At 69.5% G+C, this 15,919-nt stretch carries 14 protein-coding genes; 10 read left to right on the top strand and 4 right to left on the bottom strand.

All coding sequences use genetic code 11. The annotated features are described in order from the left end of the window. Positions 1-126: 126 nt before the first annotated feature. Together BLW75_RS21615 and BLW75_RS21610 are read left to right on the top strand one after the other, a co-directional pair. Entirely contained in the window at positions 127-1,176 is a 1,050-nt protein-coding gene (locus tag BLW75_RS21615; RefSeq protein WP_034310575.1) for an NAD-dependent epimerase/dehydratase family protein, read from the top strand. Further along, entirely contained in the window at positions 1,173-2,264 is a 1,092-nt protein-coding gene (locus BLW75_RS21610; protein WP_034310577.1) for a lysophospholipid acyltransferase family protein, read from the top strand. The genes BLW75_RS21615 and BLW75_RS21610 overlap by 4 nt, the downstream gene beginning before the upstream one ends. 94 nt (positions 2,265-2,358) lie before the next feature. Here the strand turns inward: BLW75_RS21610 and BLW75_RS21605 are convergent, their stop codons facing one another. From BLW75_RS21605 to BLW75_RS21595, 3 genes are all read right to left on the bottom strand, one after another. Beyond that, positions 2,359-3,261 (bottom strand): HAD family hydrolase, encoded by a 903-nt coding sequence (locus BLW75_RS21605; protein WP_034310580.1) that lies wholly within the window; start codon positions 3,259-3,261, stop codon positions 2,359-2,361. A gap of 96 nt (positions 3,262-3,357) precedes the next feature. Beyond that, positions 3,358-4,449 carry a DUF5667 domain-containing protein gene (locus BLW75_RS21600; RefSeq protein WP_034310582.1) on the bottom strand — a complete coding sequence of 364 codons (1,092 nt, stop codon included), beginning with the start codon at positions 4,447-4,449 and terminating at the stop codon, positions 3,358-3,360. Between the two features lie 109 nt (positions 4,450-4,558). Beyond that, a complete protein-coding gene (locus BLW75_RS21595; RefSeq protein WP_034310584.1) occupies positions 4,559-5,257 on the bottom strand; it encodes a sigma-70 family RNA polymerase sigma factor in 699 nt (232 codons plus the stop codon). A gap of 292 nt (positions 5,258-5,549) precedes the next feature. On the opposite strand from BLW75_RS21595, the gene BLW75_RS21590 reads away from it, so the two are divergent. The 8 genes from BLW75_RS21590 (at position 5,550) to BLW75_RS21555 (ending at position 14,493) form a co-directional block, all read left to right on the top strand. Further along, positions 5,550-7,034 carry an AMP-binding protein gene (locus BLW75_RS21590; protein WP_091598031.1) on the top strand — a complete coding sequence of 495 codons (1,485 nt, stop codon included), beginning with the start codon at positions 5,550-5,552 and terminating at the stop codon, positions 7,032-7,034. Between the two features lie 10 nt (positions 7,035-7,044). Further along, entirely contained in the window at positions 7,045-7,281 is a 237-nt protein-coding gene (locus tag BLW75_RS21585) for a glutaredoxin family protein (protein ID WP_034310588.1), read from the top strand. Positions 7,282-7,445: 164 nt separating this feature from the next. After that, on the top strand, positions 7,446-8,981 hold the full coding sequence (locus BLW75_RS21580; protein ID WP_034310591.1) for a molybdopterin-dependent oxidoreductase: 1,536 nt from the start codon (positions 7,446-7,448) through the stop codon (positions 8,979-8,981). A 287-nt stretch (positions 8,982-9,268) separates the two neighbouring features. Further along, the gene (locus tag BLW75_RS21575; RefSeq protein ID WP_395766712.1) at positions 9,269-10,096 is read left to right on the top strand and encodes a redox-sensing transcriptional repressor Rex; all 828 of its coding nucleotides are present in this window, start codon (positions 9,269-9,271) and stop codon (positions 10,094-10,096) included. 1 nt (position 10,097) lies between these two features. Continuing rightward, entirely contained in the window at positions 10,098-11,411 is a 1,314-nt protein-coding gene (locus BLW75_RS21570) for a glutamyl-tRNA reductase (RefSeq protein ID WP_034310596.1), read from the top strand. Beyond that, positions 11,408-12,355: a hydroxymethylbilane synthase gene (gene hemC / locus BLW75_RS21565; protein ID WP_034310599.1), complete on the top strand. Its 948-nt coding sequence runs from the start codon at positions 11,408-11,410 to the stop codon at positions 12,353-12,355. The genes BLW75_RS21570 and hemC overlap by 4 nt, the downstream gene beginning before the upstream one ends. 60 nt (positions 12,356-12,415) lie before the next feature. Continuing rightward, positions 12,416-13,948, top strand: coding sequence for a bifunctional uroporphyrinogen-III C-methyltransferase/uroporphyrinogen-III synthase (locus tag BLW75_RS21560; protein ID WP_034310603.1), 1,533 nt, complete (start codon positions 12,416-12,418; stop codon positions 13,946-13,948). 158 nt (positions 13,949-14,106) lie between these two features. Next, positions 14,107-14,493: a hypothetical protein gene (locus BLW75_RS21555; RefSeq protein WP_091598028.1), complete on the top strand. Its 387-nt coding sequence runs from the start codon at positions 14,107-14,109 to the stop codon at positions 14,491-14,493. A 93-nt stretch (positions 14,494-14,586) separates the two neighbouring features. Here the strand turns inward: BLW75_RS21555 and BLW75_RS21550 are convergent, their stop codons facing one another. Beyond that, complete coding sequence (locus BLW75_RS21550) at positions 14,587-15,873, bottom strand: Nramp family divalent metal transporter (RefSeq protein ID WP_034310609.1); 1,287 nt, start codon at positions 15,871-15,873, stop codon at positions 14,587-14,589. Positions 15,874-15,919: the final 46 nt, after the last annotated feature.

Here is a 15,919-nt window from a genome sequence, read left to right as displayed (position 1 = left end):
AAGGGCAGCCGCGCGATGCTTCCCATGGGTGCAGGTACGCGCACACACGGTCGATGGACCAGCGCTCAAGGTCATCAGGACCCCGTGATCGAAGTCCGAGAACCGCCCAAAGCCGCAGGGAGTCCTATGCCGTCGAACATCGTGCTCGTGACCGGGGTCGGGGGAGACCTTGGCGGGAAGCTGCTCGCCAGACTCGGCAACAATCCGGAGTTCGAGCGGGTGATCGGCGTCGACACCACGCCCCCGCGGAAGTCGGTCCTGCAACGCATGGGCCACGCCGAATACGTCCGTGCCGACATCCGCAACCCGCTGATCGCCAAGGTGATCAGCACGGCCAAGGTCGACACCGTGGTGCACGCGTCGTGCACCGCGCATCCGGCAGGTCCCGCTCGCCGCACGGCGATCAAAGAGGTCAACGTCATCGGCACGATGCGGCTCTTGGCGGCCTGCCAGCGCTCGCCGCTCGTGCGCAAGCTCGTGGTGAAGTCGACGGCCGCCGTCTACGGCGCCGGCGCGCGCTCGCAGGCCGTCTTCACCGAGGATTCCGAACTCATCCCCACCTCGACCAGCGGTTACGTGAAGGACGCCGTCGAGATGGAGGGCTACGTCCGCGGTCTCCTGCGCCGCCGTCCCGACATCACGACGACGCTGTTCCGGTTCGCCAACATCATCAGCCCCGAGATCGACACCGTGCTTTCGCGCTACTTCGCGCTGCCGGTCGTCCCCACCGTCTTCGGCTACGACGCGCGAATCCAGCTGCTGCACGCTTCGGACGCGCTGTCCGTGTTCGAACAGGCGACGCTGGAAGACAAACCCGGCGTGTTCAATGTCGGCTCGGAGGGGGTACTCACCCTGTCTCAGGCCATCCGGCGGGCAGGCCGCGTCGGACTGCCGATGCCCAGCGGTGTCGTGCCGTCGGTGGGCAAGGTGCTGCGCGGAGCCCGCGTGGTCGACTTCTCCGCCGACCAGGTGCGGCTGTTGAACTTCGGCCGCGTCGTGGACATCACGAAGCTCAAGAAGGATTTCGGCTACACCCCGCGCTGGACGACGCGGGAAGCGTTCGACGACTACATCACCGGCCGCGGGCTCCGGCCCGTGGTGGATGGCGGCAGGCTGGCCGGGTTCGCGAGCAAGGTGCTGGTGGCCGCGGCGACCGGACAGGCGGCGCGCCGGTGAGCAGGCCATACGAGAACTCTCAAGAAGGCGAGGCGGAAAACGTGAGCGGCGCTGAAGCGCAGGTCATCCCGTTGCACGGCCCCGGCAGAGAGAAGCCGGACCCGGCCGTCCAAGCGGAACGGGATCTTCGCGAGTCGGAAGAGGCGCAAGAACATCTGGAGCAGGAGCGCCGGGCGGACGCGCCCGTCGTCGAATTCCCGGGGGCGGCGCGCGTCGCGCCCGCCAAGACCCGTCCGGCCGACGCGGAGCTCCTCCCGGCCTCGCTCAGGACGGCGCTGGGGTTCCTGCGTGACCGGTTGACCGGTGACTACACCGTCGACGAATTCGGCTTCGACGCCGAGCTCACCGAGACCCTGCTGTTGCCCCCGCTCCGCGCGCTGTACGAGAAGTGGTTCCGCGTCGACACCTTCGGCGTCGAGAACCTGCCCGCCGACGGCGGCGCGCTGCTGGTGTCGAACCACTCCGGCACGTTGCCGCTCGACGCGCTGATGACCGCCGTCGCCGTGCACGACCACGTCCCCGGCGGCAGGCATCTGCGCGGCCTCGGCGCGGATCTGGTGTTCCAGGTACCGCTGGTCGGCTCCTTCGCCCGCAAGTCCGGGCAGACCCTCGCCTGCAACGCCGACGCGGAACGCTTGCTGCGCAAGGGAGAACTCGTCGGCGTCTGGCCGGAAGGATTCAAGGGGATCGGGAAACCGTTCTCGTCACGGTACAAACTGCAGCGGTTCGGCCGCGGTGGTTTCGTCTCGGCCGCGCTGCGGACCGGCGTGCCGATCATCCCCGTGTCGGTCGTCGGCGCGGAGGAGATCTACCCGAAGATCGGCGACATCAAGCTCCTCGCGCGTCTGCTCGGCCTGCCGTACTTCCCGGTGACGCCGCTCTTCCCGCTGCTCGGCCCGCTCGGCGCGATCCCGCTGCCGACGAAGTGGAGCATCGAGTTCGGCGAGCCCATCCGCACGGACACCTACGACGCGGACGCGGTCGACGACCCGATGCTGGTGTTCACCCTGACCGACCAGGTCCGGGAGTCGATCCAGCAGTCGCTGTACAAACGCCTTTCGCAGCGGAAGAGCGTGTTCAAGGGCTAGAGCCCTCCGCGATTAGTCACCTACTTGCGTGCGCACGTGCTCACGCGCGGCCGCGATCGGCGCAAGTAGGTGACTAATTGCTCAGGGGGTCGGGTCAGCGCTTCCGGTACGCCATCCCGGCCGCGACGGCACCGGCCACGGCACCGACACCGAGCACCGAAGGCACGCCGATCTTCGCGGCCTTCCGTCCGGTCCGGAAATCGCGGATCTCCCAGCCGCGCGCCCGCGCGACGTCGCGAAGTCCGCCGTCCGGGTTCACCGCGACCGCGGTCCCGACGACGGACAGCATCGGAACGTCGTTCTGCGAGTCCGAATACGCCGTGCAGCGCTTGAGATTCAGCCCTTCGCGTGACGCGAGCGCCCGGACGGCGTGGGCTTTCGCCCGGCCGTGCAGCAGGTCTCCGACGAGACGGCCGGTGTAGACGCCGTCCTTGGTCTCCGCGACGGTGCCCAGCGCGCCGGTGAGGCCGAGGCGCCGCGAGATGATGGCCGCGAGCTCGATCGGGGTGGCGGTGACGAGCCAGACGCGCTGGCCGGCGTCGAGGTGCATCTGCGCGAGTGCCCTGGTGCCGGACCAGATCTTGTCCGACATCAGCTCGTCGTAGATCTCTTCGCTGATGTCGGTCAGTTCCTGCACGGTGCGGCCGGCCACAAAGGACAGTGCGCGCTCGCGGTGGGTTTTGATGTCCTCTTTGTTCTCCCGGCCGCCGAGCCGGAATTTCACCTGCTGCCAGACGAATCCGGCCAGATCGGCGGACGTGAAGAACTTGCGCGCGGCCAGGCCTCGGGCGAAGTAGAAGATCGACGCGCCCATCATCATGGTGTTGTCGACGTCGAAGAACGCGGCCGCCGTCAGGTCCGGCGGAGCGGGCGGTGCGGGCGGTTCGAGCGCTTCGGCGGACGCGGTCGCCATGGCGGCCTCGGCCGACGCCTCGCCCGCCAGCTCGGCCAGTCGTTCGAGCTCTTGACTCTTATCCTTGCCCCGCCAAACTGACACGCACACCGCCTCCGGAATCCCAGGTGCCTGTGCACAGCGTAGCGAGCGGCCGAGCACGGTGTCCCGGGTGTGGTGCCTGCCTCACGTGACAGCGAGTCAGCCGATGGTTATCGGCGGTAATCCCGGAATGAGCGGCGGAATCGAAAGCAGCGGCGGCTTCGGCGTGGTGGTGGTCGTCGGTAGCGGCGGCAGGTTCGTCGGGCCGGGGACGGGCGCCACGGGCGGCGGCGTGCCTCCGGTCGGCGGCGCGATCGGCCCGGTCGGGGCCGCGGTGTCCACGGCGGACGACGGCGGCGCGGAGGACACCGGCGCCGGTGACCCGGTCGGTGCCGACGACGGCGGGGAAGACGTCACCGGCGGCGGCAGGACCGCGTGGGGGGAATCGGGGTCGCGGACGCAGTCACCGGCGGCCGGGACCGCGCCCAGATCGTCGGACGAGCCCGTGGTGATCGTGTAGCAGACCAGTCGCGAGCCGAGATCCGTCGTGCGCTCCTGGACCTTGTCGAGCAGCGCGCGGGCCGCGGAGAACTTGTCGCGTGCCTCGGCGGGCGCGTGCTCGACCTGGAGACCGAGCCGGTCGGACTGGTTCCGCGCCCAGGTGCGGAGTTCGGCGAGCCGGGTCTGGCCACCCTGATCGGTGACGAGCGCGGTGAGCCGTGAGACACCGGCGCGCAGATCCGTCTCGAAATCGGTGAGGCCGGTGAAGTAGGCGTCGGTGTGCGCGCCCTGCCGCGTCAGTTCGTCGAGCTCGCCGACGCGGCTCGCGGCGAACTCCAGATGCTTCTTCGCCTTGTCCTGTTCGTCGAAGGTGAGCCCGAGCGCGGCCGATTCACCCGCGCGTTTGATGCCGTACAGCGGATCGCCCGGCAACGCGTCCTTGGACAGCAGCAGGGTGATGCCGCCCAGCGTCAGCACGAGTGCGACGGCGGCCGCGGCGAGGTTGGCGACGAGGTGCCCACGACGCTTGGGCGCGGCTTCGGCCTCGGCGAGCCGCCCGGCGATCTCGTCACGGATCCGCTGCCGGGTCTCCGCGTCGGGAGCGCCGCCCGCGCCCAGCTCGCGCAAACCGCCGACAAGGGCGAGTTCACGTGCGAACTCGTCGTCCTCCGGGGACGCGGAGCCGTCGACAAGATCGGCGAAGCGGTCACCGTCCGCCCGCTCCCGCGCGAACCATCCCGGCACGCCCACGGCGAAGTCTCCATCTGCTCAGCCCGGTCCTGACACCGGTCTGGCAGTGAAAACGAGCGGGGACGCCCAAGGGTTACGGCAAGGCCGGGTGAGGCATAAATATGGGACTTTAACGCAATCCGGTGGGCAGAAGTTGTGCCAAACGGCGTACCGCGCGGTGCTGAAGGGCCTTGATGGCGCCCTCGTTGCGCTTCATGATCGCCGCGGTCTCGGCGACCGAGAGCCCCTGCATGAACCGCAGCACGATGCACTCGCGCTGATCCTCGCCGAGTTCGGCGACGCAGCGCAGCAGTTCGGCTCGGGTGGCGCGGCTGATGGCCTGCTGTTCGGGCCCCGCGACCGCCTGCACGCCGACGTTCCCGATCGGCGCCCCAGTGGGCTCGGCCACCTCGTCGGTGACCACCTCGAGGCGGAACCGGCTCGACTTCACGTGGTCGAGGATGATGTTGCGCGCGATGGTGACGAACCAGGCGCCGACGTCACGCCCCTGGTAGCTCACCGACGTGATGCGGCGAAGCGCGCGGAGGAACGTCTCGCTGGTGACGTCCTCGGCGAGGTCGCGGTCGCCGAGGCGGAACAGGACGTAGCGGTAGACGACGTCGACGTAGCGGTCGTAGAGCCGCCCGAAAGCGGAGGTGTCACCGCCCTGGGCGGCGCTGACCAGGTCCCATGCCTCGGCCTTCGCGGCTTCGGCGGCGGCGTCGTTTTCCTCGACCTTGGGCCGGGACGACGGCGCCGCGGGGAAGCCACTCCGGCGGAGGATATGGCCCGCCACCATGGAGACGGGATGCGGCGCGGGAAGGGTCACGGTGCACCTCCCGTTCCGGACAGGGAGTACCGGCCCGCATGTCCCACCGCCGCGTGGGCCTGCAAGATCTGCACGTCCGGACTCCCTTTCTCACCATCGAGTGATCAACACCACTCGACGACGCCCAGCAGCATACGTGTAGTTACCGCGAAGTAGGTAGCGGTGGCGGGGTTACGGAACTGCGACGAAAGCGAGTGACCCCCATGACGGTGGCCGAGATGACAAACTGACAACGCCGTTCACCGAGGGAAGAGGTTCGCAGTTGAGCGCGGAGCAGGTTGCCGAAGGAAGCGTGCCCACTTTGCTCGCCGAGGCCGCCCGTCAGTGGCCCGGCAAGGCGGCCGTCCACGAGACCGGCGGCGGGGTCGCGCTGACCTGGTCGGAACTCGACAACGCCGCCCACTCGCTGGCCCGCGCCCTGCTCGACGCGGGAATCGAGCGCGGCGACCGGGTGGCGCTGCGGCTGCCGACGTCGGCCGCGTTCGCCGTCTCGTTGTTCGGGGCGCTCCGGGCGGGCGCGGTGGTCGTGCCGATCTCGCCGCAGGGTCCGGCGGCGGAGCTGAACGGGCTGCTGGAGCACAGCGGCGCACGGCTCGTCCTCGAACGCGAAGTCACCGAAGAACTCCCCGGCGGAGTGACAAGCCTCTCACCCCCTGTTACCTCGGATGGAGCAGCCGAGCCGGTCGACGAGTCCGGAGCCGGGGAGGACATAGCGGTCATCTCGTACACCTCCGGCACGACGGGCCCGCCGCGCGGCGTGATGCTGTCGCACCGGGCACTGCTGGCGAACCTCGATCAGCTGAGCCGGATCGTCCCCACACCGCTCGTACACGGCGATCGCGTGCTCATCACCATCCCGTTGTTCCACGTCTACGGCCTCGGCCCCGGTCTGCTGCAGACCACGGCGGTCGGCGCGACGGCGATCCTGTCCGAACGGTTCCTCGCGGAGCGCACGCTGGCCGACTGCGCCGAATACCGGGTGACGTCGATCGCCGGCGTGCCCGCGATGTACGCCGAATTCGCCGCGATGGACCCCGAGGAACTCGGGCAGGGCCTGTCCACCGTCCGGCGGATGACGTCGGGCGCGGCGCCGCTGCACCCCAAGATCCTCACAGCCCTCCGCGGCGCCACCGGCCTCGACGTCTACGAGGGCTACGGCCTCACCGAATGCGCGCCGGTGGTCACCACGACGCTGGTCACCGGTTATCCGAAGCCGGGTTCGGTCGGGCGGCCGCTGCCCGGCGTCGAGCTCCGCCTGGTCGACAGCGACGGCGACGCGGAGCCCGTCCCGCTGGACCCGGACGACCTCGGCGACGCCTTCGACGAGGACGGCGGCACCGGCCTGGTGTCGATCCGCGGCGCGAACCTGTTCTCCGGTTACTGGCCCGACGGCTCCCACGGTCCCGACGAGGACGGCTGGTTCCGCACCGGTGACGTCGGCTACCTCGACACCGACGGCGACCTGCACCTGGTGGACCGGGCCAACGACCTGATCATCGTCAACGGTTTCAACGTCTTCCCGCACGAGGTCGAGAACGTGATCTCGATGCTGGACGAGGTCGTCGAGGCGGGCGTCGTCGGGGTTGTCGACGAGCGGACCGGCGAAGCGGTGAAGGCCGTCGTCGTTCCCGCGCCCGGCGCTTCGCTTTCGGAGCAGCAGGTCGTCGAGCACTGCGCGGAGCACCTGGCCGGGTACAAGGTGCCGCACACCGTCGAGTTCGCCGAGTCGCTGCCGCATTCCGCCACCGGGAAGCTGCGCAGAATGCGCCTCAGGTAAGGATGGGGTCATGGCCCACCACGTGACCGTCATGACCCGCACGGGTTGCCACCTGTGCGAGGTCGCGGAGCAGGACATCGAGCGGATCTGCGGCGAGCTGGGCGTCGCCTGGTCGGCGGAGGACGTCGACAGCGACCCCGAATGGCGGGCCGAATACGGCGACCGCGTGCCGGTGATCCTCGTCGACGACGCCGAGCACGGCTACTGGCGTGTGGAAGAGGACAGGCTCCGGGAGGCGCTGGCGTGAGTGTCTGAAGGTGAACCCGCGTCCGCGATCGCGGGGCCTTCGGCCATGGCGGGTTCACACGTCGGTCGCGTCCTCAGGTCCATCTTCAGCTCCGCTAATCGGCGTAACAGTCTCGTAAGGGCGATCGGCCGACGTCCGGGCGTATCCGTGGCGAAGATGGAGTCGTGGACGACGAACGCAGGCTCACCCTTTCGCAAGCCGCGCTGACCGGCCTTCTGTCGCTGGTGGCCGCGCTCGGCGTGGGGCATCTCGTCGCGGGCTTCGTCGGGTACACGGCCTCGCCGTTCGTCGCCGTCGCGAACTTCGTCATCGACCACAGCCCGCACGCGGTGGTCGCCTGGGCCGAGCGGACGCTGGAGACCTGGGACAAGTTCGTCCTCAAGATCGGCCTCGCCGTCGTACTGGTGCTGTTCGCGCTGCTCGCCGGGCAGCTCTCGCGCCGCAACCCGGTCCCGGGCCAGGTGATCGTCGGCGTCCTCGGCGCGGCGGGCGTCGCGGCCGTCTTCGTGCGGACCGACCTCGGGCAGATCGCGCTGCTCGCGCCGGTGATCGCCACCGTCGTCGCGCTCGTCGTGTTCACCCGGCTGCACTCGTTCTTCCGCCCGAAGGTGTTCTTCGACGACCGTGAAGGCGAAGGCCCGGACCGGCGGAAGGTGCTGATCACGGGCGCTTCGGTCGCAGCGGGGGCGGGCGTCGCCGCGCTGACCGGCCAGATCGTCGGGACCAGGAAGAACGCCGAGGAGTCGCGTGCCGCGGTCGGCAGGCTCGTCGCTGCGAGGACCGCGCCGCCGATCCCGCCCGACGCGGACTTCGCGAAGCTCGGCACCCCGCCGTACATCACTCCTTCGAAGGATTTCTATCGGATCGACACGGCGCTGGTGGTCCCGCAGGTCCGCACCGAGGACTGGAGCTTGCAGATCCGCGGGATGGTCGACCGCGAAGTCACCTACAGGTATGAAGATCTGCGCTCGCGGCCGCTGATCGAACGCGACGTCACCCTGTGCTGCGTCTCCAACGAGGTCGGCGGGCCGTACATCTCCAACGCCCGCTGGATCGGCATCGACCTGCGCGACCTGCTGATCGAAGCGGGCGTGAAACCCGGCGCCGAGCAGATGTTCGCGACCAGTGTCGACGGCTGGACCTGCGGCACCCCGGTCGAAGCCGCCCTGGACCCGCGACGCGGCGCGATGCTCGCCCTCGGCATGGACGGCGAACCGCTCCCGATCGAGCACGGCTTCCCCGCGCGGATCGTGATCCCCGGGCTCTACGGCTACGTGTCCGCCACGAAATGGGTGACCGAACTGGAGATCACCACGTGGGCGGAGCGCCAGGCCTATTGGCTCGGCCGCGGCTGGGCCAGGGAAGCGCCGGTGAAGACGCAGTCGCGGATCGACGCGCCCGGCTCGGCGGTGAACGCGGGCAAGGTCGTGGTGTCCGGGACCGCGTGGGCGCAGCACACCGGCGTCGCGAAGGTGGAGGTCCGGGTCGATCAAGGGCCGTGGCAGGAAGCCGTCCTGTCCGCCGAGACGTCGAAGGACACCTGGCGGATGTGGTGGACCGAGGTGCAGGTCGGCCCTGGTCAGCACGAGATCGCCGTCCGGGCGACGGACCAGTCGGGCTACACGCAGACGCCGGAGCGGGCCGGAACCGTTCCGGACGGCGCCACCGGCTGGCACACGGTGACATTCAGCGCGCGCTGACGGAAACCTTTCGCAGGGCGCCGGGGCCGAGCTGCACGTCACCCAGGTGCGGAGGGCGCCCTACGAAACATTTCCGTAGCGACGGTCCACCGGTGCCGTTAGAAGCTCTACGAGAGACTGACCACAGCACCTACCAGTGACTTTGTGCCTGCGTTCACAAGTGGCTACCGTAGATACGTCGCCTCCGAAAGCGCCCGGCATCGAACCGGACTCAGCGCCGCGGGTCAAGAGCCGATTTCCAGGTTCGGCGACTCATGTCGTCAGCAGGACCAGAGGAGCGGACAAGCGTGGTGTCGCAACGAGGCCGGCGCACCCGGGTGACACCGGACGCCGACAACGCGCCCACCGCGGAGATGCCCGCCGTCGAGGCCACCGCCGAACCGGAAGCGGTTCGCGCGAAGTCGATCCCCGAAGCCGCCGTCGCCCGCCTCGCCGTCTACCTCCGTGTCCTCTCCGGGCTGGCCGAGCAGGGCTCGACGACGATCTCCAGCGAGGAGCTTTCCCAGGCCGCGGGCGTCAACTCCGCGAAACTGCGCAAGGACCTGTCCTACCTCGGCTCCTACGGCACCCGCGGCGTCGGCTACGACGTCCAGGTCCTGGTCAGCCAGATCGAGCGGATCCTCGGCCTGACCCGTAAGCACAAGGTCGCCGTGGTCGGCATCGGCAACCTCGGGCACGCGCTGGCGAACTACGGCGGGTTCCCCGGCCGCGGTTTCCCGGTCGAGGCGCTGTTCGACCTCGACCCCGACCTGGTCGGCGTCCCGGTCGGCGGCCTCCCGGTCTCGCATCTCGACGAGATCCCCAAAGTCTGCGCCGAACGGCAGATCTCCATCGGCGTCATCGCCACTCCGCCCACCGCCGCGCAGTCGGTCTGCGACCGCCTCGTCGCAGGTGGCGTGCAGTGCATCCTGAATTTCGCCCCGGTGGTGCTGCAGGTTCCGGCACATATCGAGGTGCGCAAGGTCGATCTCGCGGTCGAGCTGCAGATCCTGTCGTTCCACGTCGCTCGCCGCGCCGATCTGGCCGCTAACGGCAACGGCGGAGCAGACGGTGGCCCCGGGGGCGCCGACAATGGCAGCGTGAACGGCCACGGCAACGGAATGGTGGTGCGCTGAAATGAGCGTGTTGGCGGTCGGGCTCTCGCACCGCAGTGCCGAGCTGAGCACCCTGGAACGCGTCGCGGTCCCCGCGACCGACGTGACCAAGGTGCTCCACGAACTGCAGCAGGCCGAGCACGTCAGCGAGGCGATCCTCGTCTCGACCTGCAACCGCATCGAGGTCTACGCCGTCGTCGAGACCTTCCACGGCGGCCTGAACGACGTCTCCGACGTGCTCGCCCGCCAGGCCGGGATGCAGCCCGCGGACCTTTACGACTCGCTGTACGTGCACTACGCGGGCGCCGCGATCGAGCACCTGTTCTCGGTCACCTCCGGGCTGGACTCGATGGTCGTCGGCGAGACGCAGATCCTCGGCCAGATCCGGTCCTCGTACGCCACCGCGCGTGAGGCGGGCACCGTCGGCCGCACGCTGCACGAGCTGATCCAGACCACGCTCCGCGTCGGCAAACGCGTCCACACCGAGACCGGCCTCGACCAGCTGGGCGCGTCGGTGGTCTCCGAGGCGCTGGCCGCCGCGGGTGACATCGCGGGCAAGCACGCGCTGATCGTCGGCGCCGGTTCGATGGGCGCGCTGACCGCGTCCCAGCTGCGCAAATCCGGCATCGGCGAGATCACCATCGCCAACCGCACCGAGGCGAGGGCCGCCCGCCTCGCCGCCGCGAGCGTCGAGCAGGGCGTACCCGCCAAGGCCGTCCAGATGAGCGGCATCGCGGACGCGGTCGCCGAAGCGGACGTCGTCGTCTGCTGCACCGGCGCGCAGGCCGCGGTCTTCACCGCCGCGCACGTCACTGCCCGCGCCGGGCGTCCGCTGGTCGTCTGCGACCTCGGCCTCCCGCGTGACGTCGACCACGACGTCGCCGAGCTGGCCGACGTCACCGTGGTCGATCTCGAGACCATCCAGCGCCGCATGCGGGATGCGGGCACCCCGACCACGGAACGGCAGACCGCGAAGGCCACCGGCATCGTGCTCGACGAGGTGCGCGAGTACCTCGCCGGCCAGCGCAGCGCCGAGGTCACCCCGACGGTGACGGCGCTGCGGCGCCGCGCGGCCGAGGTGGTCGACGCCGAGCTGCTGCGGCTGGACAACCGCCTGCCGGACCTCGAACCCGGGGTCCGCGAGGAGGTCGGCCGCACGGTCCGCCGCGTGGTCGACAAGCTGCTCCACGCGCCGACGGTGCGGGTCAAGCAGCTGGCCGCCGAGACGGCCGACACCGATTACGCCAACGCGCTGCGCGAGCTGTTCTGTCTCGACCCGCAGGCGCCCGCCGCGGTGGCGAGTCCCACCGCTACGAAAGACAGTGATCATCAGTGAGCAGAGTCATCCGCATCGGGACACGCGGCAGCAAACTCGCCCTCGCGCAGACCGGCACCATCGCCGACGCCCTGCGCGCCACCGGGGCCGAGGTCGAGCTCGTCACCGTGACGACGCCCGGCGACAAGTCGTCCGCGCCGATCCCGACGATCGGGGTCGGCGTCTTCACTTCCGCGCTGCGCGAAGCCTTGCTGCGCGAGGAAGTCGACGTCATCGTGCACTCGTACAAGGACCTGCCGACGAAGCCGGAGCCCGGTATCACGCTCGCCGCCGTGCCGCGCCGCGAGGACCCGCGTGACGCGCTGATCGCCCGTGACGGGCTGACTCTCGGCGAGCTCCCGCCCGGTTCGACCGTCGGCACCGGCTCGCCGCGACGCACCGCGCAGCTGCGCGCGCTCGGTCTCGGTTTGGAAATCGTGCCGATCCGAGGCAATATCGACACCCGCATGCGCAAGGTGACCGACGGAGAGCTGGACGCCGTCATCCTGGCGCGTGCCGGACTGGCCAGGATCGGCCGGGCGGAGGAGATCACCGAGACCCTCGACCCGATCCAGATGCTGCCCGCGCCCGCACAGGGTGCGCTGGCGGTGGAGTGCCGGACCGGGGACGTGGACATCGAGCACCTGCTCGGGTCCACAGTGGACGATGAAGGCACCCGTGCCGTGGCGACCGCCGAACGGGCGTTGCTCGCGGCGCTGGAAGCCGGGTGCAGCGCACCGGTCGGAGCGCTCGCGGAGATCGTCGAGGACCTGGACGCCGAAGGGCGGGTCGTCGAGCGGATCTCGCTGCGGGGCACCGCCGCCGTCGAAGAGGACGGGGACACGGTCGACATGGTGCGCGCTTCCGCGCTCGCCGACAAGCACGAAGCCGAACAACTCGGCCGGACACTGGCCGCCGAGCTGCTCGACCTGGGGGCCGGCGCGCTGTCCGGCCCCGCCCAGTGAGTCAGAACGTTGAAGGTAGGGCCGCGCTCGACTGCGGCCGCTCAAGAGGAGAACGCACAGATGACCCCCGCGCGTAAGACCACCGGGCGTGTCGCCTTCGTGGGCTCGGGCCCCGGTGACGCCGGTCTGCTGACCGTCCGCGCTCAGGAGCTGCTCGCCAAGGCCGAGGTCGTGGTGACCGACCCGGACGTCCCAGCAGGCGTCCTGGCCTTCGCCGCCGAAGGTGCCGAAGTGCGCCCCGCCGTCGGCGAGGCCACCGAGGTCGCCAAGGACCTGGTGAACGAGGCCAAGGCCGGACGGCTGGTGCTCCGGCTGATCGCCGGTGACCCGCTGACCCAGCCCGCCGTCGTCGCCGAGGTGCAGGCCGTTTCCCGGACCAGCGCCGTCTTCGACATCATCCCGGGCGTCTCGCCCGGCGCGGCCGTCCCGGCGTACGCCGGTGTCGCGCTCGGTGGCACGCACACCGAGGTCGACGTCCGCGGTGACGTCGAGTGGGCCGCGCTGGCCGCCACCCCCGGCCCGATCGTGCTGCACGCGACGTCGGCGCACCTGGCCGAGGCCGCGTCCGCGCTGACCGAGCACGGGCTGGCGCCGACCACCCCGGTCGCGGTGACGTCCAACGGCACCATCAACACCCAGCGCACCCTGGACACCACGCTGGCCACCGTCGCGAACGAGGCGGGCGAGCTCGTCGGCCCGCTCATCGTGACCATCGGCCAGGCCGTCGGCCAGCGCTCGAAGCTGTCGTGGTGGGAGTCGCGCGCGCTGTACGGCTGGAAGGTCCTGGTGCCGCGCACCAAGGAGCAGGCCGGTGAGATGGCGGAGCGGCTTCGCGGCCACGGCGCCACCTCGCACGAGGTTCCGACCATCTCGGTCGAGCCGCCGCGCAGCCCCGCCCAGATGGAGCGTTCGGTCAAGGGGCTCGTCGACGGCCGCTACCAGTGGATCGTCTTCACCTCGACCAACGCCGTCCGCGCGGTGTGGGAGAAGTTCGAGGAGTTCGGCCTTGACGCCCGCGCCTTCTCCGGCGTGAAGATCGCCTGTGTCGGTGAATCGACCGCCGCGAAGGTCCGCTCCTTCGGCATCATCCCCGAGCTGATCCCGGAGGGCGAGCAGTCCTCGGAGGGTCTCCTCGCCGAGTTCCCGCCGTACGACGACGTCCTCGACCCGGTCGACCGCGTGCTGCTGCCGCGGGCGGACATCGCCACCGAGACCCTTTCGGCAGGCCTGCGCGAACGCGGCTGGGAGATCGACGACGTGACCGCGTACCGCACCGTCCGGGCCGCGCCGCCGCCCGCCGAGACCCGCGAGATGATCAAGACCGGCGGTTTCGACGCGGTCTGCTTCACCTCGTCCTCGACCGTGCGGAACCTCGTCGGCATCGCCGGCAAGCCGCACACCCGCACGCTGGTCGCGTGCATCGGCCCGAAGACCGCGGAGACCGCCGTGGAGTTCGGGCTGCGGGTCGACGTCCAGCCCGAGAAGGCCGACGTCCCGCACCTGGTCGACGCGCTCGCCGAGCACGCCGCGCGGCTCCGTGCCGAAGGCGCGCTCCCGCCGCCTCGCAAGGCGAAGCGGGCTCGCCGCTCCTGACGATCGGTAAGTACGTGAAGGCCCCCTTCATTGCGCCTAACGCAATGAAGGGGGCCTTCACGTACTTGGGTCGCTATTTCGGTTCTGATTGAAACTTCGCCGCGCGGGACGCGGTGGGCCGTAGCCTCGGTGATTCCGACAATCACTGGGGAGTGATCATGAAATCTCTGGCCAACGCCGCCAAGATCGGTATCGCCGCCGGCGCTTTCGCGCTCGGTTTGGTCGGTCTGGCGGGTACCGCCGCCGCGGCGCCGTCCACGTCGTTCGAGGTCTGCAGTCCGCTCGGGTGCGCGGTGCAGAGTGTGCGGGGGACCGCCGAGAACGTCGGCGGTCGGATCCGGGTGGTGGCGACCGTCTCCGACAGTTCGCCCTCCGACACGCTGACCGCGCGGTTCGTCTTCTCCGGTTCGACCACGGAAGTCAAGAACGTCATCATCAACGACGACACGCAGACCCTGGTGCTGCAGTCCGGGCCCTTCCAGACGAAATTGACCGTTTCGGCCTGTGGCGGCGGCGGGTGCACCACGAAGCCCATTCCGCTGTAGGCCCTGCACGTCTGCATAGGACAGTTCCGGGTGGGGGTCGTGAGTGGTGAAGAGCGTTAGAACGACACTTATCACTCACGACGCCCACCAACCTCAGCTGAAGAACTTCACGACCTCCGTGTACGCCAGATACGCGAACATCGCCAGGCATACGCCCAGCAGCCCGTTCGACAGCCACCGTGAACGCCCTTCCCGAGGCACCCGTGAAGTGTTCAGCAGCACCAGCAGGGTCGCGGCCAGGAACGGCATGAACAACGCGCCCAGCACGCCGTAGATCACGGTGAGCTGGAACGGCTGGTCCAGGAACAGCAACGCCATCGGCGGGAAGGTCAGCCACAGCACGTATCCCCGGTACGCGGCACTGCGCTCACCGGCCTTCTTTTCATACGTTTCAACGCTTTCCGTCGCGTCCTTGGGCAGTCGCAGAATGCGCCACCAGTCGGCGAAGAGCAGGCTCACGCCGTGCCACACACCGATCACCGACGTGAACGAAACGGCGAAGAAGCCGATGAGGAACGGGATCCGCGCCCATTGCCCGTAATCCGCGGCGAGGGTGTCGCCGAGGAACAGCAGGCCCTTGTCGCCCGAGATGATCTTCTGGCCGATCAGCAGTTCCGCGCCGACGATCAGCATGGCGATCACGAAGATGCCGGTCATGACGTAGCCGACGGCGTTGTCGGTGCGCATCATCGGGAGCCACTTCGACGAACGCCAGCCCTTCGCGAGCGTCCAGTAGCCGTACGCCGCCATGGTGATCGTGCCGCCGACGCCGCCGACCAGGCCGAGGACGTAGACGAGTGAGCCGTCGGGCAAGGTCGGGACGGCGCCCTTGAACAGTGCGGCGAAGTTCGGCACGACGAGGATCGCGGTCCCGACCACGGTCACGAACATGACGCCGGTGAGCACCGTCATCAGTTTCTCGATGATCGCGTAGCGCCCGAACCACACCAGCGCGAAGCCGAGCAGGCCGCAGATCATCGCCCAGTACCGCACCGAAAGCGCGGGGAAGAGCGCGTTCAGCGGCAATCCTGACGCGGACATCGCGGTCGCGCCGTAGACGAAACCCCAGATCACCGTGTAGATCCCGAAATAGATCAGCGCCCAGATCCCCAGCGTCCGCCAGCCGGACAGGATCGTCCGGCCCGAGGTCAGATGCCAGCGGCCGACGGCTTCGGCCAGCGCGAGTTTGAAGATCGTGCCGACGAGCACCGCCCACAGCAGCGTGTACCCGAAGCGCGATCCGGCCACCATCGTCGCGACGAGGTCGCCCGCGCCGACCCCGGTCGCCGCGGCCATGATCCCTGGCCCGACCTGGCGCAGCCGTGCGCGCCAGCCGACGGGCGGTTCTTGCGGTTGGTCGGTCACCGTTGAGCTCGACATGCAGGGGAAGGTAACCCGCGTCACACTGGACGGGAATCGGACAAAG

The sequence above is a fragment of the Amycolatopsis lurida genome (assembly GCF_900105055.1).
Lineage (GTDB): Bacteria > Actinomycetota > Actinomycetes > Mycobacteriales > Pseudonocardiaceae > Amycolatopsis > Amycolatopsis lurida.
The sequence above is the reverse complement of the archived record's forward strand: the minus strand, read 5'-3'. Positions and strand labels throughout refer to the sequence as shown.